The sequence below is a fragment of the Haloferax sp. DFSO60 genome (genome assembly GCF_046557615.1).
GTDB lineage: Archaea > Halobacteriota > Halobacteria > Halobacteriales > Haloferacaceae > Haloferax.
The window spans coordinates 126,423-147,165 of sequence record NZ_JBKIII010000003.1; the positions used below are offsets into that span (position 1 = coordinate 126,423).

20 protein-coding genes are annotated in these 20,743 nt (G+C 54.7%); 12 read left to right on the top strand and 8 right to left on the bottom strand.

Annotated features, from left to right (window positions below):
• The 3 genes from ACK509_RS15110 to ACK509_RS15120 all read right to left on the bottom strand — a co-directional run bounded on the left by ACK509_RS15110 (position 1) and on the right by ACK509_RS15120 (position 3,074).
• Positions 1–930 (bottom strand): carbohydrate ABC transporter permease, encoded by a 930-nt coding sequence (locus ACK509_RS15110; RefSeq protein ID WP_410767385.1) that lies wholly within the window; start codon positions 928–930, stop codon positions 1–3.
• Positions 927–2,162, bottom strand: coding sequence for an ABC transporter substrate-binding protein (locus ACK509_RS15115; RefSeq protein ID WP_410767386.1), 1,236 nt, complete (start codon positions 2,160–2,162; stop codon positions 927–929). Before ACK509_RS15115 ends, ACK509_RS15110 begins: the two co-directional genes overlap by 4 nt.
• A 273-nt stretch (positions 2,163–2,435) precedes the next feature.
• Positions 2,436–3,074: a helix-turn-helix domain-containing protein gene (locus ACK509_RS15120; protein WP_410767387.1), complete on the bottom strand. Its 639-nt coding sequence runs from the start codon at positions 3,072–3,074 to the stop codon at positions 2,436–2,438.
• Positions 3,075–3,278: 204 nt separating this feature from the next.
• On the opposite strand from ACK509_RS15120, the gene ACK509_RS15125 reads away from it, so the two are divergent.
• Both ACK509_RS15125 and ACK509_RS15130 read left to right on the top strand, forming a co-directional pair.
• Complete coding sequence (locus ACK509_RS15125) at positions 3,279–3,494, top strand: hypothetical protein (protein ID WP_410767388.1); 216 nt, start codon at positions 3,279–3,281, stop codon at positions 3,492–3,494.
• Positions 3,495–3,604: 110 nt separating this feature from the next.
• Complete coding sequence (locus ACK509_RS15130) at positions 3,605–4,615, top strand: aldo/keto reductase (protein ID WP_410767524.1); 1,011 nt, start codon at positions 3,605–3,607, stop codon at positions 4,613–4,615.
• A gap of 59 nt (positions 4,616–4,674) precedes the next feature.
• Here ACK509_RS15130 and ACK509_RS15135 read toward each other — a convergent pair whose 3' ends face one another.
• The 3 genes from ACK509_RS15135 to sod all read right to left on the bottom strand — a co-directional run bounded on the left by ACK509_RS15135 (position 4,675) and on the right by sod (position 8,202).
• The gene (locus ACK509_RS15135; RefSeq protein WP_410767389.1) at positions 4,675–6,804 is read right to left on the bottom strand and encodes a histidine kinase N-terminal 7TM domain-containing protein; all 2,130 of its coding nucleotides are present in this window, start codon (positions 6,802–6,804) and stop codon (positions 4,675–4,677) included.
• Between the two features lie 273 nt (positions 6,805–7,077).
• Complete coding sequence (locus ACK509_RS15140; protein WP_410767390.1) at positions 7,078–7,503, bottom strand: Rieske (2Fe-2S) protein; 426 nt, start codon at positions 7,501–7,503, stop codon at positions 7,078–7,080.
• Between the two features lie 96 nt (positions 7,504–7,599).
• The gene (sod, locus tag ACK509_RS15145) at positions 7,600–8,202 is read right to left on the bottom strand and encodes a superoxide dismutase (RefSeq protein WP_410767391.1); all 603 of its coding nucleotides are present in this window, start codon (positions 8,200–8,202) and stop codon (positions 7,600–7,602) included.
• Positions 8,203–8,332: 130 nt separating this feature from the next.
• Between sod and ACK509_RS15150 the strand changes: the two genes are divergently transcribed.
• A complete protein-coding gene (locus ACK509_RS15150) occupies positions 8,333–9,085 on the top strand; it encodes a pirin family protein (RefSeq protein ID WP_410767392.1) in 753 nt (250 codons plus the stop codon).
• A gap of 40 nt (positions 9,086–9,125) precedes the next feature.
• Here the strand turns inward: ACK509_RS15150 and ACK509_RS15155 are convergent, their stop codons facing one another.
• Complete coding sequence (locus tag ACK509_RS15155) at positions 9,126–11,189, bottom strand: hypothetical protein (RefSeq protein ID WP_410767393.1); 2,064 nt, start codon at positions 11,187–11,189, stop codon at positions 9,126–9,128.
• A gap of 336 nt (positions 11,190–11,525) precedes the next feature.
• On the opposite strand from ACK509_RS15155, the gene ACK509_RS15160 reads away from it, so the two are divergent.
• The 6 genes from ACK509_RS15160 to ACK509_RS15185 all read left to right on the top strand — a co-directional run bounded on the left by ACK509_RS15160 (position 11,526) and on the right by ACK509_RS15185 (position 15,629).
• Positions 11,526–11,660 (top strand): hypothetical protein, encoded by a 135-nt coding sequence (locus ACK509_RS15160; protein ID WP_410767394.1) that lies wholly within the window; start codon positions 11,526–11,528, stop codon positions 11,658–11,660.
• A 61-nt stretch (positions 11,661–11,721) separates the two neighbouring features.
• On the top strand, positions 11,722–12,540 hold the full coding sequence (locus ACK509_RS15165) for a DUF5821 family protein (protein WP_410767395.1): 819 nt from the start codon (positions 11,722–11,724) through the stop codon (positions 12,538–12,540).
• Between the two features lie 166 nt (positions 12,541–12,706).
• The gene (locus tag ACK509_RS15170; protein WP_410767396.1) at positions 12,707–13,276 is read left to right on the top strand and encodes a hypothetical protein; all 570 of its coding nucleotides are present in this window, start codon (positions 12,707–12,709) and stop codon (positions 13,274–13,276) included.
• Between the two features lie 152 nt (positions 13,277–13,428).
• Positions 13,429–14,505 (top strand): 2,3-butanediol dehydrogenase, encoded by a 1,077-nt coding sequence (locus tag ACK509_RS15175; RefSeq protein ID WP_410767397.1) that lies wholly within the window; start codon positions 13,429–13,431, stop codon positions 14,503–14,505.
• Between the two features lie 327 nt (positions 14,506–14,832).
• Entirely contained in the window at positions 14,833–15,036 is a 204-nt protein-coding gene (locus ACK509_RS15180) for a hypothetical protein (protein ID WP_410767398.1), read from the top strand.
• A gap of 113 nt (positions 15,037–15,149) precedes the next feature.
• A complete protein-coding gene (locus ACK509_RS15185) occupies positions 15,150–15,629 on the top strand; it encodes a hypothetical protein (RefSeq protein ID WP_410767399.1) in 480 nt (159 codons plus the stop codon).
• A gap of 154 nt (positions 15,630–15,783) precedes the next feature.
• On the opposite strand, the gene ACK509_RS15190 is transcribed toward ACK509_RS15185, so the two are convergent.
• Positions 15,784–16,626, bottom strand: coding sequence for a winged helix-turn-helix domain-containing protein (locus tag ACK509_RS15190; RefSeq protein ID WP_410767400.1), 843 nt, complete (start codon positions 16,624–16,626; stop codon positions 15,784–15,786).
• A 162-nt stretch (positions 16,627–16,788) separates the two neighbouring features.
• Here ACK509_RS15190 and ACK509_RS15195 point away from each other — a divergent pair, with 162 nt between their 5' ends.
• From ACK509_RS15195 to ACK509_RS15205, 3 genes are all read left to right on the top strand, one after another.
• Entirely contained in the window at positions 16,789–17,691 is a 903-nt protein-coding gene (locus ACK509_RS15195) for an ABC transporter ATP-binding protein (protein WP_410767401.1), read from the top strand.
• Complete coding sequence (locus ACK509_RS15200) at positions 17,692–19,158, top strand: ABC transporter permease (protein ID WP_410767402.1); 1,467 nt, start codon at positions 17,692–17,694, stop codon at positions 19,156–19,158.
• A gap of 84 nt (positions 19,159–19,242) precedes the next feature.
• Positions 19,243–19,854: a TetR/AcrR family transcriptional regulator gene (locus ACK509_RS15205; RefSeq protein WP_410767403.1), complete on the top strand. Its 612-nt coding sequence runs from the start codon at positions 19,243–19,245 to the stop codon at positions 19,852–19,854.
• Positions 19,855–20,743: the final 889 nt, after the last annotated feature.

Sequence of the window (20,743 nt, forward strand, 5' to 3'; positions counted from 1 at the left end):
TCAGGCCACCTCTTTCTCCGGGGTGAACGCCCGGAAGTAGACGACTGCGACGCCCGCCAGCAGGAAGAACATGATTCCCGCGAGTGCCGTCGCCAGTCCGAAGTTTACCTCGCTGAATGCGAGTTGGTAGACACGAATCGGGAGCGTCGTCGTCGCTTTCAGCGGGCCGCCGTGCGTCGAGAGGTAGATGATGTCGAACTTGTTGAACATCCAGATGCCACGGACGAGCAGGATGATGAGAATCGCCCCGCGGAGGTGCGGGAACGTGATGTCCCTGAACGCCTGCCACGTCGAGGCACCTTCGACTCGCGCCCGTTCGTACAGGTCGGGGTCGATTGCCTGTAGTCGCGCGAGCAGGATGAAGAACGAGAAACTTGCGAACTTCCACACACTTGCGATGATGACCGCAGGCATTGCGAACTCGAGCGTGGAGAAGAACGCGATTGGCTTGTCGATGAGGCCGAGGTCAACGAGTGCCTGATTGAGAATCCCGATGTTGGGGTCCAGAATAAACTTCCACATGAATATGACGACGAGCGTCGGCAGGAGGTACGGGAAAATCATCAGCGTCCGCAAGGCGTCGCCGCCACGAATTTTCTGATTGATGACGAGTGCGAGGCCGAGGCCGATGACGAGACTTAGTCCGGTGGTCGCGACTGCGTAGACGACGCTGTTCCAGAGGAAGTCCCAGAACTCGGGTGCGCCGAGGAGTGCCGTGTAGTTACTGAAGCCGACGAACGATGGGTTTCGAATCGGCGATTCGAACAGGCTCATCCCCAACGCGTAGACGATTGGAATCGCCCACACCGCGAGGAAGAACACGAGCATCGGGACGAAACACGCCACCAGCAGGAGTGTCGTCCCGTCGAGTTCGCGTTCTCGGAGCGCAGTCTGAACCGCCGATAGCCGCGATTTGAGCGCCGTACTCATTGTAATCCGCGGAGTTCATCGGCCAACCAATCGACCGTCTCTTCGGGAGTTAACCCGCCGACGAGCAGTTGGTCTGCGGCTTGGCCGAAGAGTTGTTCACTGTATGCATCCGCGGCAACGATGTTCGGTGCGCCACCTTCGCCGGTTGCGAGAACTGTCGTGAACGCGTCCCAGTTGTTTCGGACGAGGTCCATGACCTCGGGGAACTGCTGGATAACCTCGTTCTCGGTGACCTCAGGCGAATCGAGTTGTTCTCGAGTCGGCGGGAACTGGAACAGCGGTGCCGAGAGGATGAAGTCGTAAAACCGCGACGATTGATTGAAGAATTCGACGAATGCCTGTGCGCCTTCGGTGTTCTGCCCGTCGTTGCGGACGAGGTGACCTTCCATGTAAGCCCACCACTTGTCCTGTCCGGACCCGCTCGGTACTGGGAAACCCATCGGACTGAGTTTCTCGACGAGGTCAGGTCGGTTGGCTTGAATCGTCAGCACGGGTAGCCCCCCGACGCTGGCGATGGCCGCGGCGTTCTCCTGCTGGAGTGCGCCGATTGCGTCGCCCCAACCCCACCCTGAGCCGTTCGGTGAACTCTCTGCCATCGACTGAATCCATTCGAACGTCTCGATTGCAGCGTCTCGGTTCCCGTCGGAGTCGAGCATCACTTCGATATCGTCCGACGGGCCACCGTAGACATCCACGTCGTTCTGCCAGAGGTACTGTGTCATCTGGGTGTCGGCGTTGTTCGTCTGTCCCGATTGGACGACGTAGCCCTCCATGGACCCTTCGGCAGACACTTCGGCTGCTGCTTCGGCCCACTCACTCCACGACGACGGTTTCTCGGTGTAGATGTCGTTACGGTACCACGCCATCAACGGTTCGACCATCGCCGCGGCAAAGTAGGAGTCGCCACCCACGTTGACGGGGTCTGGTAAGTCGTTATCTTCCACTGCGCCCGTCACGGGTGCCAACACACCGTCTCGTTGCAGTCTGTACGCGTCTGTCGATGTGTCGAAAAGAAGGTCCGGTGGGTTTCCAGCGGCCACCATCTTCTGCATCTCGGCGTCTGAGGAGGTTCCTTTCGCCGTGTAAATCATCTCCACTGTGTGGTCTGTCTCCTCTTCGAATTCGGCGATGATTTCGTCCATCACTTCCTTCGAATCACCACGGTCTGAGAGGTATCGAATCGGTTCGTTCGAGCCACCAGAACCGCCACCGAGACATCCTGCTGTTGTCACCGCCGCCGCACTACCGACCGCTGTTAGAAATCGTCGCCGTGACGTTCTCGATTGCTTTGATTTCCCACCACGTGATTGTTTGGTGCTGTCTGTCATGGTAATTGCAAACAAATGTACACCGGTATACGACACGTGAATGGTGCCTACCCTTGTTGGCTTTTTATAAGCGAATATCTAGAATAACAGTCTATTTTAGGAGTGTAAGGGGTCTCAGCCGCAATCCGTAGACGCGGCTATGGTGTCTTTTTCTTCCTGTGTTTCGGCCAGCCTTCGCTACACCTGGTCTGGTTTCGTTCGCGTCGTCGCATCAGCAAGTGCATCGCTGAGAAGTTTTTTCTCAGCCTTTCGCAGGTGTTCTAATACGGTTGGGCGGGTCAGGTCGAACTCGGCAGCAATCGCCTCGACGGTGGTTCTGCGTGGCCAGTCGAAGTAGCCGTGTTCGAGCGCGTATCCGATGACTTCTGCCTGTCGCGCTGAGAGTCGTGTCGAGGGCGCAGAGAACGGCTTCAACTTCCGGAGTTCGACCGTTCCAAGTTTTCGAAATTCCGAGATAATCGTCTTGAGGTCTTCTCGCCTGAAGACGACGATATCGAACACGCGCGAGGTTCCGTAAAACTGACTCATCCGTTGGAGTCGTGCGTGATTCTCTCGAATTATCGGCAATGCTCCGGAGGACTGCTTCGTAATCAGGAGTTGGTCGTCGCCGACGAACTCGACGTCCGTGACGACGTCACTCGTTTCGAGTAGTGCTGCCATCTCGTTGCGGTTGTCGCCTGCGCTCACGACGAATCGGATGTCGTGATCACCGAGAACCTCACAGTTCGTCACGATAACTGGTCCGTTCGTAAGACTGCTCACCTCTGAAAGGATGAAATCTTCACGCAACTCCAAGAGAATCGTCGCCCGAAGCATCGCTACGTGCCCCTAAAACAGACTGTGTCTTCCCTTGTCTTGTCTGTACAACTCATACGCTCGGTACCGGTTCTGTAGGACGCTCCCCCATAATAACTGTGACCACATGCCACCCATGTTCTCCATACCTCCCAATCGTTCACCAAACCTGTTTGACACGTAGTTTCATCAGGAATGGCTACGAACCTGCGTGTACTGAACGCCATGCACCCAACGCGGAACAAACATACACCGCTTTCGCCTTCCGCGAAACGAGCATACGGTTTCCTGAAATCAGTCGTCGAACAGCACGACGACGGAATCCCTGCGACGACTGCACGTTCGAGATTGCAGTCTGCCGACGGCGTTACTGATTGTCTCGCAGAACTCTTGGAGAAAGGCTATCTGTACGAAGTTGGCGATACAATCTACGTAACCTAACAGTCGCACAGTGGGTTCACCGGGGACGACTCCCGGGTATGACTCCTGAGGCTGGCCTATCTCCGCCTTCCCAACGCTTTTCGTTCGATTCGCCGTACACCAAGGCGATTATGACTTCGACCGAAGACGTAGAGTTAGGATTTGTCCCACTCGGTGAGACTGGTCTCCAGACGAGTGAACTCCAGTTCGGAACGTGGCGGTTCGGCAAGAAGACCGAAGAAGGGAACGTCGAAATCGACGAACAACGCGCCCACGAGTTGCTCGACGCCTACGAGGCCGCGGGTGGTCGCTTTATCGACACCGCGGACGTGTATGGTCTCGGCAAAAGCGAGGAGTGGATTGGCGAATGGCTCTCTGAGCGCGACCGCGAACGATTCACGATTGCCTCCAAAATTTACTGGGAGATTCGACGCGGAGACCCGAACAGCATCGGGACGAACCGAAAGAACATCCGTCACCGAATCGACGCCCTCCTCGACCGTCTCGATACCGACTACGTCGACATCCTCTACATCCACCGCTGGGACGACGATACACCCACCCGCGAGATGATGAAGACGCTCAACGGACTCGTCGAAGACGGGAAAGTACACTATCTCGGTGCATCGACACTACGGCCTGATGCGTGGAAAATCGCAAAGGCGAACGAAATCGCCCGCGAAAATGGCTGGGAACCGTTCACCGTCTCACAACCCCGGTACAACCTCGTGAACCGCGAAATCGAGGGCGACTACCTCGAAATGACTCGGTCCTACGGAATTGCGGTCTGTCCGTGGAGTCCACTTGGCCAAGGCTTCCTGACTGGGAAGTACTCTCGTGAAGAGGGGCTGACTGGTGAATCCCGGGCCGCCGAATCGAGTCGATTCGAGAAAGGCTATCTCACCGAAGAGAACTTCGACGTACACGACGTCCTCGACGAAGTTGCCGACGAAGTAGACGCTTCCCCTGCACAGACTGCACTCGCGTGGTTGATGCATCGCGATGGTGTCACTGCACCTATCGTCGGCGCTCGGACGACCGACCAACTCGAAGAGAATCTCGCGGCAGCGACGATCGAACTCTCAGACGAACAAGTCGCGCGGTTGACCGACGCAAAGCCTGACCCGTACGCAGGGCTGTAAGCGTCACTCATCAACTCGTGGTATAGGCTTCGAGATGTCTTCACTGGTCTCGAAATGTGCTACTTGGCCTCGAACGCTTTTGAATCAGTGTTGTACTGTAACCCCGAACTACCATCTGTTTGCTTCTCACTTCCTGCTCTCTCAGACTCTGGGACTGCGTGAAGGAGACGGAGTGTTACGATGCTCCCTTTGGGTTCGTTGTCACGGATTTGGAGTTCACCTTCCATCTGGGTTGCAACCCAGTGGACGAGCCACAGGCCGATTCCGTTGGCGTGTTCGAGCGGAGTTTCGGTTCCAGTCTCCAATGCTCGGCGCTCACTCTCCGGGATTCCCGGCCCGTTGTCGGCAACGCGGATGTCCACGTACTGTGCCCCTTGTTCTGAGACAGATTCGACGGTCACACAGATTTCTGGGGTCTCCTCGTCAGAGTGCTTAAGCGCGTTTTCCATCAGGTTGTCAAATGCAACAGGGAGCAATCGACCTGCAAGTGCGTACGTCTCGGGTTGAATTTCGGTCGTCAGTTCGACTTCTGGGTTGCTGGCCGATGTTTCCGTGACGTGCTGATTTACGAGTATGGAGACGTTCGTCACGGTTGCGGTTTTTCCGGCACGGATGGTCTTCTCGATTTGGCGTGCGTGGTTGCTCAGATCCGTGAGTTCTCTCGATTTATTCAGGACGATACTGAGATAGTGTTCTAACTCTGGGTCTTCGATCGTCTCTCGAACGAGAGACGTGTACCCATCGATAACGGTGAGGTCGTTTCTAAGGTCGTGGCGAAGGACACGATTGAGGACTTCGAGTCGCTGCTGGTCGAGTTTCTTCTCTGTGATCTCTCTGACCGAGACGACCATCCCCTGTATCGCTGGGTCGTCGAAGTGATTTTCACCGACGCTCTCGATGTGACGCCACGACCCATCTTGGTGCTGGATACGGTACTCCACCAGCGGTGTTTGGTCCGTCTGCTTTCCCTTCGTGAACGCTGTGTAGGTCTCTTTTCGGTCGTCAGGGTGGATGATATCGAAGATGTTTATTCCACACGCTCTCTCCGGGTCGTATCCCAGCACATCGGCAAGGGACGGGCTGACGTAGGTAATAACGCCCTCCTCGTCGATGATTGCGACGACGTTCGTCGTCTTCTCGATGAGTGCCTGAAAGCGACGTTGGGCGGTGTGCCGTTCGGTGATATCCGAAATGTGAACGACACAGCCGACCGGCTCTTCGTGTCCTGCGTTGATGTGCGAGATACTCACGTCGAAGAACTGTGTGGAGTCTACAGATTCGATAATTACCTCCGAGGTTCCATCGCTCACCTCCGCCATTTGGGTACTTCCTGCTGGCCAAACCGCTTCAAAAGGTGCGCCAATAGAGGCTGTTTTGGTAGTATCGAATAACGCTGTTGCCGCAGGGTTCAAATCCACAACCTCGTGGGACGTATCCAGCACGACCATCGCATCTTCCATCTCTTCTATGACACGATTTCGACCAATCGACCCTAAATCGAGAAACCGGTAGTGGTAGAGTGCCCACCCGATAACGACTGTCGTGAATGCGAACGAAACTGGCGTCAAATCGACTGGCGTCGAGGTCACGAACCCACTTGCCGTCAAAAAACTGACTATAAATGGAATCACACCTGCGACCAGCAAGAGGATTGATTGTCTTCGGTCTGCGCCGGATTTTATCCACGCATATCGTAGTAATGCTCCGGCCGCGACGATGTCCAATATGAACGTATAAACAAGAAATAGAATCAGTAATGGACCGGGGTCTGCGGTCAGCACTGGGATGGTTCCGGTGGCGTCGAACCCGGAGTTCTCGTACACGAGGCCGTGATAGTTGTTCGTCAACACCCCGACAAACGAGAGTATCGGGAGGGCGGCGAAAAGCACGACACGCAGCCCATCTAATCGATGAATCCAGCCGGTGTATCGGAAGACGAACAACGGCCAGCTAATCGACATTAGTACGACGCCTGCGAGTACGATAATACCCCAGAATACGAACCATTGCTGGCTAGTTTGGGTTAACTGAAATGCGTAGCCAAGTGCCCACAGCGTAGCGGCAACGGCAACTCCCAAGAAGGGGACCAGTGCGGGTGAATCTAACTCGCGTCGACGTGAGAAGATGAACGTCCCCTGAATGAGCGCAACCACGCCTGCAAAGAGGAGCGGAATCAGGTAGACGTTCATCTGGGGTGACATCGATACCGAGATTAATTAATTTTAAATATCATAAAACCATTGATTGTTAATGCGTGTGACATGTGTTCTCTGTAGTGTCATTATTAGGCTCTATCTCGCCTATATCTGTGAACAATTCGGCTCTGAACTAGTTACTAAATAATTACAATACTGCCGAAAATCAAATCCTGATACTGGAGATTATCACGTGCTGATTCCATTAATGTATTCTAAACAACACCTTCTACACGCCTACCGCGAGACGAGACACCTGACGATTATCTAAAACCCGATGTGCGATGTCGAACTTGGCCCACTGTCTTCGTCGTCTTCTTCGATTCCACCTTCGTGTAGGTACGTGTACGCACTATCGCTCAGAAAGACGCTCCCGCTATCGACTGTTATCTCGACGCCAGGGAGTGTTGTTCCCGCTGCCTCACCGTTATCACATCCGCCAGAGCAGGCATCGAACATCGAGCCGTGTTTTGGACAGATTATCTCGCCATCTCTCATCGCAGCGCCGAAGCCACGGTCGAACCGTTGGTTCTCGTGCGTACACATATTGACCCACGCTTTTATTCCGGGGTCTTTCTCACACCGAACGAGAATTATCTCTTGTTCGTTCGTATAGCCGTCTTCTACTGTGAAGAGATAGGAACGGCGTTCGGGAACCTCTTCGACGTCAACGATTCGCGCACCTTCGGTCATTGCTCGTACCTGTTGGCTAAGTAGACAAATAGCCACCGCCAACCGTCAGCGTTCGCCCCGAAAAAAATTCGAAGAAGTCGTCTTGCAGTGGTCTCGTTACTCGAAGCGTTCGACGGCCTGCTCGTAGCGAGCAGACGGCTCTTCCCAATCAACGACCTCGAAGAAGCCAGAGACGAAGTCGCCACGGGCCGGGCCGTAGTCGTGGTAGTACGAGTGTTCCCAGACGTCGAGTGCGAGAATCGGTTGGGAGCCCCAGAGTGCGCCCTGGTCGTGCTTGTCGACGACGACGTTGCGCAGTTGGTTCGAGAACGAGTCGTAAACGAGCAGTGCCCAGCCACCTGCTGCGCCTGCTGCTGCTTCGAACTCGCCTTTCCAGGCGTCGTAGGAGCCGAAGTCCTCAGCGATGCGGTCTGCGAGCGCACCTTCTGGCTCGTCGCCACCTTCGGGCGACATGGAGTTCCAAAAGAGGTCGTGCAGGATGTGACCCGAGCCGTTGTGCGTTACGCTCCGAAGCGCACCAGCAGACGAACCGAACTCGCCTGCGTCACGGTTTGCTGCGAGCGTCTCCTCTGCGGCGTTCCATCCGTTGACGTAGCCCTGATGGTGGGTGTCGTGATGCCACGTGAGAACTTGTTCGGAGATGTGTGGTTCGAGAGCGTCGTAGTCGTACGGAAGTGGGTCGAGTTCGTAGTCAGACATATGTATCGACACTCGAATCGAGGGAAGGCAACCCTATGAACGTTCCCTGAATCGTATTTTAGTAACTCCGCTTTCATGTTTGATTTCCGCTTGCGCGCCAATTATCCGTGAGAGGGTCTTTGGCTCTCGCATGGACGCCGGTAGTTCGGGTCACGACGCCGAGGGTGGGCCAGTTTCTGGACAGATGGTTCGTCACGGGACCGGCGTGAACTCGAATCGTGCGTTCCCGACGAACAACTATCCCGCCAACCTCGACCCTTTCGTCCTCTTCGAGCGGTTCTACATCGACTCGGACACGGGTTTTCCAATGCACCCACACCGTGGGTTCGAAATCGTCTCCTACATGCTCGACGGCGGGATGAAACACGAGGACTCGCTGGGTGTATCGCACACTGCCTGCGAAGGTGATACGATGCGAATCACGACCGGTTCGGGGATTCGCCACTCGGAGTTCCCTGCCGATGGAGCGGCGTGTAACGGACTGCAACTGTGGGTCAACCTCCCCCGCGAAAAGAAAGACGTCGATGCCGACTACGCCGATGCGAGCGCGTCCGAACTTCCGACCAACGAGTACGACGGGGCAACCGTAACCACCGTCATCGGTGAGGGCTCACCAATCGAACTCCACACGCCGATGGAGTATCTCGATGTCCGTGTCACCGACGAATGGACGTGGAACGTCCCAACTGGATGGAGTGGATTTCTCTACGGTATTTCAGGGTCTGGGACGGTAGACGGCGAATCGTTCTCCGAGGGTGATGTCCTCCCAGTAATCGACGGCGGAGCGGTCGGCGTTCAAACCGCCTCTGAACTCCGGGCAGTTGCCGTCAGTGGACAGCCACACGACGAACCGATACGACAGCGCGGCCCGTTCGTGTTGTGACACATGCAGTACCGAGAGCGAACCTCGGCTATTTTCTCGCTCAAAGGTCGATTTCACTGCTCCAGGTGAGTGAGCCACCGACTCGGACAGGCACCTGTTCCAGTGAGAGGAACTCTGCCAACTCTTCGTCGGTTAGCGTGAACGGGCCGTGTGTGTCCGACGTGAGATAGTACCTCCCCTGTGGTCCGATTTGGAGTGAAAAGAGTGACCCCATCCCGAACGTCTTCGTCGGATAGGTTTCGACAGTTGCGTGCCACCTCTCGGTTTCGTCGTCGAGTTCGACGAGGTAGGGCGTTCCGCTCTCTGCTTGGACGAGTTCGACCCCCGCGTCGCCGACAGTCGAGTACTGTCCACCGGTGATGCTCATCTCGCGGGCAATCGCTAACCCCGACCGAATCGTGAATCCCTGATTCAGCAGTTTTGCGAGCATCGCGCCCACGTCGGCTGCGCTTTGGCTGTTGACTTTCGAGAGGGTCACGACGCCGCCGACTGCGCCTCTCTCGACGAGCAATCTCCCCTGTGTGTACGACTGGCAAGCGTTCAAAAAGAACGTCTCGATACCTACTTCGTCGAGCGTTTCGACGTCGAGATATCCATCGGAACACTCGATTCCGTCGTGCGTTGCGTGACCGATGTAGTGCAGAAAGTCGATGTCTGATTGCAGTATCTCGGCTAGCGTCTCTGTCGAAACTGGCCCGTGCGTCTCTAACTCGAAGTCGAACAGTTTGTGGTCTCCATAGACGGTCTGCACCTGTTTTGCCTCGGCAATCATCTTCGTATCGTTGTAGATGACGACCACAGTGATGGGTGGGTCTGAAAGTGGCCTATTCTCGCGGTTGATGTAGCCCTGCCGAATGAATTTATTCGCGTTGAGACAGATGTCGTCGCTGACGCAGGTGTGATGTTTCGAGTCGTCTTTTCGAATCCGGACGAATCGGTCGTCTCCCTGCCACATCCCGCTGTCATCGGTTGATGAGTCTGGGCTCCGATACGGTCCCCGCAAGAACAGATTGAGTGCCTCTCTCTCCAACTCCTCGTTTGGAATTTCGACGAATGGCTCTGTCCGGATGATGGCGAGTTCGTCAAGCAAGTACGGTATCGACTCGATGGTTTTTGGATTCGAATGCACGTACGCAGTGAGCAACCATTGGGGAAACTGCGGACTGAGCCGGTCGATATCCACATCCAGATAGTGCTGTATCTGTTCGACCGTCTCCAATTCGTACAGTTCGTCTAATTCGACCGAAAAGTGGTCTTTCAGGTCGCTCAATCCCCCCAAATCGACGCGGTAGAGCCCCTCCGTCCGAACGAGACAATCGCAGTAGAAGATTTGCTTGAGAATCTCTGCGAGCGTCTCTTCGTAGTTCTCCCCGAGTTCGTAACGGTCTCCGCCGACGACGAATGCTGGGTCGGTGCTGAACTCGATGCGTGATTTCACGTAGTACGCCAGCGGTGCTGCTGCAAACACGCCACTGTGTGTCTCAGGAACTTCGATCGTTAGTTCGTCGTTCGGTTGTGAATCGACTGCCGAGAGATCGAGACGTTCGGTGAGTTCGATTGCTGGTGGGTGCGGTCGTAACATCGGATACGAACGCTCGGGTGAATCCAACTGCCCGGTCGAGAGTGCGGTAATCGCTTCGGCGAGATGTGCTGGCTTTTCTGTCGTTTGAATCGTCGCAGTCGGTTGGTTCACGTGGGCGCGTGCTGCCAATGCCACCCTCGTCTGTGCTGGGAGGCAGATTTTCACATACTCCTCGGTGGATTGGATGGTGAACGCCCCGGAAAAGTGGAGGTACGATTTGACAGCGGTACTCAATTCGAGGTAGTACTCCCCGTCGGGAAAGCTATCGCTCGCTTGGTGTGGAATATCGCTGTGCATCTCTCGGTCTTCCGTTCGAACGATGACAGTCACTGAGTTTGGAATCGTCACAGTCGAGGTTGTGAGCGTAACCTTCGCCATCACTGGGAACGGAAATCCCGACACATCGGACTGGTACAACTCGCTGAGATTGTCGAATATAAACGTACTCTGTCGGGAATTGACAGCATCGCGAACTCGCACCGCCGACTCGTTCGGAAGCGTCTCGAACACAACCTCATCCATCTAACAATGATTCAAAATACGCTTATCTAGTAATACTTACCGCATCAAGGCTTCTATCTGTCATTTAAGCATATTTTTAATACAAAATTTTTGAATTTTACTATCCTTCCCATATTACAACGCTGTCATCTCAACCGGTACTAATTGGCGAAAAAGTGAGAATATTCCTAAAATTCACTCCCATTTGTCTATCTTTAACCCGTTTGGTATGTAAAATCTATGCTCATTACCATCAATTTACCATCTATGAAGATAATCTAACGGGGATATTTTTAATGTTATATTTGAATCTCTCAATTTCGAATATTATGCCATCGGCTCTTGGTAGGTCTGCCGATGTACGTAGACAAACTCACGACATGGCTCGAATCGCACCCACGCGTCCTGACAATTGCACTCAGCAGTGCGACGTTCGCCTTCACAGTCACGACCAACGCCGCCGGTGGCGGGTCGACTATCGGCGGCTTGTAGAACCAAGCGCGCGGCCGATTCAATTATAAGACTTATTTTTCTATGTAGTAGTGAAGTACATATGACGGACTCTTCGAGGGTGGACCTATACAGAAATTTAGTTAGCAGTACACTTTCATCGCCAGTCGATGAGATGGTCATCGCAACTGCTGAAATTGAGTTACTCGAAGCGATCGCTGAGACTCTTCACACGCTGGAAGATCATCCTCGTCGCCTTCGACTGCTCACGAATCGTGAGACGGTCAAAGACGCAGATAACGATTTTATCATTTCGAGTCGGCTGAGTCAGTACATCGAAGACGGGATGCTTAGCCTCAGAGTAAATCGCGAACGACATCCATCGTCTGTGTTTGTCACGTCCGACGAAGTCACGTACATTCATCCGACGACTGAGGATGAAGGTATCTTACTGTCTTCTGCCGACGGCGATGTCGTCATTGCTGTTCGTGAAAAATACATCTCACAATGGAAAGATGGCCGCCGGTTCCAGTTGTCTAAGCCATCGTACGCTCGAATGTTGGAGAGTATTGGCGATGACTTGGGCGAATCCATGGAACAGAGTGTTCAGAGCGTCTTCGAATCTGCTGGGTTAGCCCACCGTGGCGAGAGTCAGATGGACGAAGTCGATATTTACCTGCTCGTCGGTGCCCAGAACAACCAGCAGTTCTACGACATCTGTAATTGGGGCGAGGATATGGGCATCGCAAGCCGAGCGAAGTTCTCCAAGCACAAGCGCGCACTGGAAGATGCTGGTCTCATCGACACCGAGAAAGTTGCGACCGATATCGGCCGCCCTCGCCAGCGATTGGTTCTGGCGAACGACTCGCTCACGTCGCTTTCGCCTGTCGAGGTCATCCAGGCCGCCCAATCCGTGTTGTAGGTCACGACGACACGAGCGAATCTGGGAGCGATACCGGGTCGGAAGGTCTGGTGGTGGTTTGAATACTTGCTCCGACCGGTTCTCTGTTCGGTTCGTACGTCTCTCTGCGTGAACCTCACGAACGTAGTGACTTCTTTTGATGCTGTTGTAGCGCATCTATCTACATATGGAAGGGTTTGGTCACACCGAGAGTCGGTCACGACGAGTCCAGTCGTTCCCTGCGTACGGACCCATCGATGCCGCGATTAGCTACACCGTGTTCTACATCTTCGTCGAGTACGCGACACAAACTATCGTCGAGGCGGTGACGACTGTGTTCCCAACTGTATCACCGTCGAGTGTTCGATTTGGCCTCGCCGTCTTCCTGTGGTTCATCTTGGCGGTGACGCTCCTCGACCAGATTCGTCGTCAACTCTCGGCACTTGGTGGCGACGCGACAGACGATAGTCGCTGGTATAACCGACCATCCGGCGTTCCGTCCGGGTCGTGGATGGTCGTCTACGGTGTACTTACGGTCGTCGGGGGTGCGATTGCGTATCTCACTTTCGACAGCGCCCTCGAGACGGGACGAGTGATGATACAACTCGTCGCTACGCTCGATGTGTCGAGTTTCGTCCCTCTCGATTTCATCGTACTCGTGGTCTTTTTCGTCTCGTTCGGGGTAGCGACTCGTTCGCTCGATAGACTGGTAATTGGTGGAATTAGAGCGATAGCGGCGACGAACCGGACAGTTTAGCGTGAGGTCGTTCGGGAGACGGCACCGCAACCGGCTCTCGACGTAGCACCTGCATTTTCTCGTGATTTTCTCGAATAGTTAGTCGCTATTTGTTGACTTATTACAATTATTGAAACAACATTTAATCTTCTAACTGACGTTTATCGACCGCCATGCGAGCTGCGATTTACCACGACCGAAAAGACATTCGAGTCGAAGATATCGAAGAGACACCAGTCGGTGCTGAGCAAGTCCGAATCGAAGTCGATTCGTGTGGAATCTGTGGAACAGACCTCCACGAGTACACGGCAGGACCGATTTTCGTTCCGGGTGACGAACCCCACCCGCTCTCTCAAGAGAAAGCACCGATTAGACTCGGCCACGAGTTCAGCGGGATTATTACCGATGTCGGTGACTCGGTGACGGACCTCAAAGAAGGAGATGCAGTGGCGATTAACCCGATTCTCTACTGTGGCGAGTGCCGCCAGTGCAACGAAGGGAACTACCACATCTGCGAGTCGATTGGCTTTCTCGGCCTGTCGGGTGGCGATGGTGGATTCGCAGAGAGCGTCGTCGTCGATGCAGTACACGCCGTTCCACTCGGCGACGACATCCCACTGGAGTACGGAGCACTCGTCGAACCACTGACGGTGGGATTGCACGCAGTCCGTCGCTCAGGGCTCCGTGCTGGCGACGCCGTCGCTGTCTTCGGCAGTGGTCCGATTGGGCTGTCAGTGATTCAAAGTGCTCGCGCGGCAGGTGCTGGGAAGATTTTCGTCTCCGAACCACGCCCAGCGCGACGCGAGCGTGCTATCTCGTGCGGTGCCGACGAAGTCATCGACCCGACGGAGGTCGACGCAGTCGAGTACATCAAGTCTGAGACGAACGGTGGTGCCGACATCACCTTCGAAGTTGCTGGCGTGGAAGCCTCGTTCAACGACGCGGTGATGAGTACTGCCCCGTCCGGACGCACGACCATCGTGAGTATCTGGGAAAAGGAAGTCAATACGCACCCGAACAACCTCGTTCTCGGCGAACGGACGATTACCGGCACACTCGCTTACACTGGTGGCCCACGCTCGAGAGAAGAGTACGGCATGGTCATCGATATGCTTGCGAACGGCCGACTCGACCCAGAACCGTTCATCACCGACCGAATCGCACTCGAAGAACTCGTCGAGAGTGGATTCGAACGGCTCATCGACCCACAGAGCGAACACGTGAAAATTCTCGTCAAACCGAACGAGTAATTGTGATTCACTCTTTTATTTGGACCTGAGACAAGCACTGCCTCATCTCTATACTGTCTCAGTGCGTACTTCGCTTCGTATCCACTTCACTAGGGCGATGTACCCTTCGGAAGGACCCATTCCCGCAGATATCAGCGGCTATTCGGAGATGTGATTGTGAGATAGTACTCGACCAGCCCGCATCAATAGCATTGAGTCGGTACTTCATTCGATATTTGATTATCGAAGCGAAGCTGAGAGTGGTCGTTAACGAACTTCAGACATATGGCTAGCACGATTGAATTAATTACATCAAATCTTTATGGTTGTAAATATCCGACACAGAACATGGACGAGGAACCAAATATGGGCCGAGCATTCGGTAAGTATCTCTTAATTCTCTTCGCTTCGCTTACTATGTCATTTATCTCGATGCTCCCATTCGAGCAGAGGGCTGAACCAGGGACTTTCCCGAGACTGGTGATGGTTTTGACATTTTTCACAGTATTCACACTTCTCTTTTTGTGGGATGCTGGATATCTGAAGCGGTGAGGTTCAGGTGGTAATGAATTGAAGATGGCGACGACCTTCGAGCTTTCGAGAACTCACCCAATACTCGTTTACCGACTGGTAACGCTGAAATCGCTCCAATTCGGTCCAGTTAATTGAAGCTGAATCGCGGCCCGAATCGAGACTGTATCTCGCGTTTCGGATTTTTATCACCTTTAGAGATACCAATTTGGGATTCAGAACTCGCTCGGGTTCCAGAGAACGTTACACCTGAGGAGTTCTTCTTAGTACTCGACTCCTCTGCTGATGAATTTGAAGTTGAACGCAACGCAGATTCCATTACCATGTCTACAAACGAAGAGTTCCAGTTGACGTGGCCATCAGAGACTGCAATGCGAGTCGATGTTGCGGGCATACGTGCACTCAAGCAGTACGTCTCCGGGTGGGAGCAACTAAACCAGTTTCAGCAGAGTGAGGTTGCTGCGGGCCTCCGAGTCTTTCTTGATACTTGTCCAGATGGTGGGAATGTCAAACTCGAAGAGAATATAGTCGAATCGTGTTGCTCGACGCACGATGTCGTGTCCGTAGTTTGTGCAGAGAGCGGTGATAGACTGCTCGAACAACGGGTCTACTAATCACACAACTACTCTAGTAGACATCTGTAACTACAGCAATAGTCGGTACGTGCCCTGTACTCAGAACAGCTTCAACTAAATGTCAATCGTAATTTGCTCCTAATAACTGAACACCCAGCGTAACGAGCCTTCGCGCTTCAAGCTCGGAAGAGATTCACCACTCGACCGAACTCACCCGGCCATCCGTATCGATATGGCCTGTCAGTTCGTCACCGTCTATCGAGATGGTGACTGTCGCTCCCGTCTCGTCGGCTTCTTGGGTGAGCGTCTGCGGCGTGAGTACTTGCCACGTCGGCGTCGTCGATACGTCGATACCGTGGTCGACGAGAAAGCCCTGCGCTGCCGGATGGAACAGTAACGGCATGACAATTCCTGCCCGAGAGACGTCTCCACACAGGTTGCACGTCCACGAGATAGTTGGCGGCTCGCGTTCGGGTTCGAGTTCACCAGTGAGACGCCCCGCACAGTTCACACAGAATCCCGCGGTGATTTGCTGAAACAGCGTGTACATCCAGCGGTCGAACACTGCGGGGAGTTCATCAGGGTCGTACTGGTCCAGTGTTCCACCAGGGAACCAGAACGTCGAGGTAAAGTCGTCACAGTTGTGACACTCGAATTTGACGTGTTCGCTCTCGTACGAGACGGAGAGGGCCGCCGACTCACACTGCGGGCAGGGGTCGTCCGTCGTTACCTCGGATAGTTCGGCGTCCGCGGTGTACGTTCCAGCGATGAGCGCCCCGACGACTTGGTGACCTGCAATCGTCAGTTCGTACCCGTCTTCGGTGCGTCTGACGAACGTCCCTTCGAGCTTTCCGAGATGGTAGTTGAACTTCCCTGAGTCGCGTTCGCCGACGCGCGCTCGGAGGTCTGAGAACGTCTGAGGTGTGTCTCGAACCTCGCTCAGTGCGCGTAGGATTTCGATTCGGAGTTCACTACTAAGGAGTGAGAAGACCGCTTCGGGCTGTTTTCGCGTCACGTGAATCGCATCACCGCTCATGACTCTGCTATCGGGCGGGTGCCGTATCATGGTTACGTCGACGCCCGCTTACGATTGCTCGTGCCACTACGAGTGTCGCCTCACGACTGAATTACTCGTTCAAAAATATAAAACAGAAATATTCATAGATTCTCAACTCGTCGGATACATACGATGGAGCCAATGCAAGCAGACGCGATACCCGACGAACCGACCGGGAGCGCTGCGGCGGTACTCGACGTAGAGGGGCTACGGTACACGTATCCTGGCAGTGATAAGCCGACGCTCCGCGGATTGGACTTCGCGATTCACGAAGGCGAAGTGTTCGGCTTTCTCGGCCCGAGCGGTGCCGGAAAGAGTACGACGCAGAAAGTCCTCATCGGTCTTCTCGAAGAGTACGAAGGGCGAGCGACGACGTTCGGGAAAGAAGTCAGTGAGTGGGGAAAAGCGTACTACCAGCACGTCGGTGTCTCGTTCGAATCACCCAACCAGTACTTGAAGCTCACTGGTCGAGAGAACCTCCAACTCTTCGCGTCGTTGTACGATGGCGAGACGGCGGACGCCGACGAGTTGCTGTCGATGGTCGGGTTGGACGACGCGGCCGACATGCGCGTCGAAGCCTACTCGAAAGGCATGCGGATGCGCCTGAATTTCGTTCGTGCGCTGATTCACTCACCGAAACTGTTGTTTCTCGACGAGCCGACGACCGGCCTCGACCCACGAAACGCACGCATCGTGAAGAACATCGTCCGCGACTTACAGCAACAGGGTACCTCCGTGTTTCTCACCACTCACGACATGACCGTCGCCGACGAACTCTGCGACCGCGTCGCGTTCATCGTCGATGGTGAGATTCCGGTTCTTGACACTCCATCCAATCTCAAGAAAGAACACGGCGCGCCGCTCGTCACCGTCGAATACCGACAGAGTGGCTTGCTCGAAACGGCGCAGTTCAATCTCGATTCGATTGGTGCAGACGAATCCTTCCAGCGACTCCTTACCACGTCGGCTGTCGAGCGAATCCACTCCAGCGAGGCCACACTCGAAGACGTGTTTATCGAGGTCACTGGTCGGGAGTTGGTCTAAGTGAGCGTTCAGTCGATGACTGGGTGGGATGCCCGATTGCAGTACAGATACGGTTTCTACGCCATTTACGCAGTCGTGACTGCGCTGTTCATCATCGGGCTAAAGCAACTTCCCGCGAGCGCGCAAACGTCTGGATTGGTCCTCATCCTCTTCAGTGACCCCGGATTCTTGGGCTTCTACTTCGTCGGCGCGCTGGTCCTCTTCGAGAAGAACGAGGGCGTCCTCGACGCGCTCGTGAGTTCGCCGCTCTCGGTTCGCGACTACCTCACCTCGAAGGCGCTCTCGCTGTCGGCCATCGCTCTCCTCGGTGCGACGACCGTCGCGCTGGCCGTTTACGGTCCTTCTTTCAACTGGCTCTGGTTCGTCCTCGGAATCGGACTGACTGCGTTCGTCTTCACCTTGCTCGGGTTCGTCGCAGTCGCCCGATTCGACACGCTGAACACCTACTTCATGACGGCGATTCTCTACTTGACGCCGCTGTCGCTCCCGTTGCTCGACTTCTTCGGCATCGTCGAACACCCGCTGTTCTACCTGTTCCCGACACAAGCGTCGCTCGTTCTCATCACCGCCGCCTTCGAGGCTGTTCCAGCGTGGGAAGTCGGCTACGCTGTCGGTTACCTCGTCGTCTGGACGGTCCTCAGTTACGTCCTCGCTCACCAGGCGTTCGTCAGACACATCGTCCGTGGAACTGCGGGTGGAGAGACGACTCCACAGCGACACGACCCGGGAGTACTCGCAGGCCGTTCGCTCGGTCCCACGGCGACACTCATCGTGACAGACCTCCGCAACTGGAGTCGTGACCCGCTCTTACTCTATATTGGGTTCTTACCGATACTACTCGGGATTCTTGTTCGATTCGGCCTCCCACCACTCGATGCCGCGCTGACGTTCGTCGAACTCGCCGCGTATTCGGATGTGTTGCTCGCAGCGCTGCTCTTGCTCCCCGGTGCGACGTTCGGGTTCGCGGCGGGCATCTTCATGCTCGAAGACCGTGAGCAGGGAATTTTACAGGCATTCCGAACGACGCCGCTCACTGGCCGTGGCTACCTTCGGTACCGCGGACTCGTGTTCTTGGTACTCACGTTCGTCATGACGCTCGTCGTTGTCCCGCTCGTGAACCTCGGAACGCTTCCATTGGGGACTTTCATCGCACTCGCACTGGTTGGGTCGCTCCACACTGCCGTGACTGGGTTGTTGATGGCGAGTCTCGCATCGAACACTGTCGAGGGTGTCGGTGTGAGCAAGGGCCTCGGATTCTTGATTATCGGCCCGATGGTTGCGCTCACACTCGTTGCCGAGCCGCTCCTGTTCCTCGCCGGTGTCTTCCCGCCGTTTTGGGTGATGAAAGCGACCGTCCTTGCACTCGCGGGCGACGGTGGTGTCTTCACCTACCTCGCCATCGGTGTAGCCTACAACGCGCTCGTCATCACGGGACTGCTCCGCCTCTTCAACCGTCGGTCGGACTAGTCTCGTCGGTTGAAGGTGGGTGCCTACTCGTAGATGAGAACAGAAAACTCACGACTTATGTATTTTTGATTCTTTTATTCTCTTATGCGAGGGTTCTCTGACGACGAACGCAAACGGATTCAAACGCGACTTATCGAGGCCGGTCGCATGCTCTTTTCGAGGTTCGGAATTGGCAAGACGACCATTGCTGACCTGACCAGCGAAGTCGGCATCGGCACGAGTACGTTCTACCAGTTCTACGATTCGAAAGAGGAACTCTACCTCGCAGTACTCGAAGACGAGGGCGAAGACATCGCCGAGCGCATGGCAGCGGAAGGATTTCTCGAACTCGACGACCCACAGGAGACTGTCGTGCAATTCCTTCGCTTCGTCATGGACGAAATCGAGACGAACCCGCTCACTCGGCAGTTACTCATCGAAGATAACATCGAGCGCATTCGAGACCAGCAGTCCGAATCAGACCGACAGACAGAGCAACAACAGGACATCGACTTCGTACTCTCTTTTCTCGGCCCATTCATCGAAGATGGCCGGTTGTACGGTGAAGACCCCGAGACAATCGCCAGCGCCGTCGTCTCCATCCCGTATCTGACGCTCCATCAGGAAGATATCGGAACCGAGCGATACCCCGCGGTACGTGACCTCGTAATCGAGTCGTTTGCGCGTGGATTGGTTCGAGACACGACCGACCACTGACCCAATTTTTCGCTTCTCCCGTTCTGTGGTCGAATGAATTACCAACGGGCTCTACAATGTGCAACCAGTAAACGAATACTCTCGATAAATGAAGATTGAAGAACATAGTGGTGGAGTATTTACAGCACAGCTATACCGATTACGAGACGTTCCTGCTCGGTTCGCGTTCGCAGCGTTAGTCGGGAGCAATCGGTTTTGGGCAGGACTCGTCGTTGCATTACCACTCACACTGCTCCTTGCATCACGAGTTAGCGATGTATTCGTCCCGCTTGCTGCGGGTGTTCCGATTGGAATCTGTCTTTGGCTCTTGTGGATGAGCCACGAGTTTGTCTCTCCTGTGCTGACCGTCGATACTGAAAACCGGGCGTTGATAAAGTCGAAGCCATACGATACGGGAGAGTATGCACCAATCGATGTTGACGACCTCGACCACGTCTCTATCATCCGATTTTCCCACAATTCGGTCGTGAACTTTCACTACACTCACCGGTTCGTTTCCAAACCACTGTCTACTGCGATATCCGTCACAGAGACCGACGATTTCGAGACTCAACTAGAGCAGCTAGATGTCGAGGTCTCTGTTGCTGAGTTCTCCCCACGCTTGTCGTCTTCTAACTCGACTTATCTCCGTCTCGTTGCGACGCCAATCGTACTCGTCGGCTTGCTACTCACTATCTGGTATCTGTATGGCCTCGTGGCTTTTTCGAGCGGTGCTGTGGTCATCCCGCTATTTACGATGATTCTATTCGGAATCTATGGTGCCCTGTGGCGGCGTCGGCTTCAGCGGACTCAAAACGGGCAAGGGAGCGAAGTGGACTGATCAACCTCTGCGTTCATCTGGGAGTGTCCACAATCGAAAAAGTGTTTATTGCCGACATGAGTTTTCGAC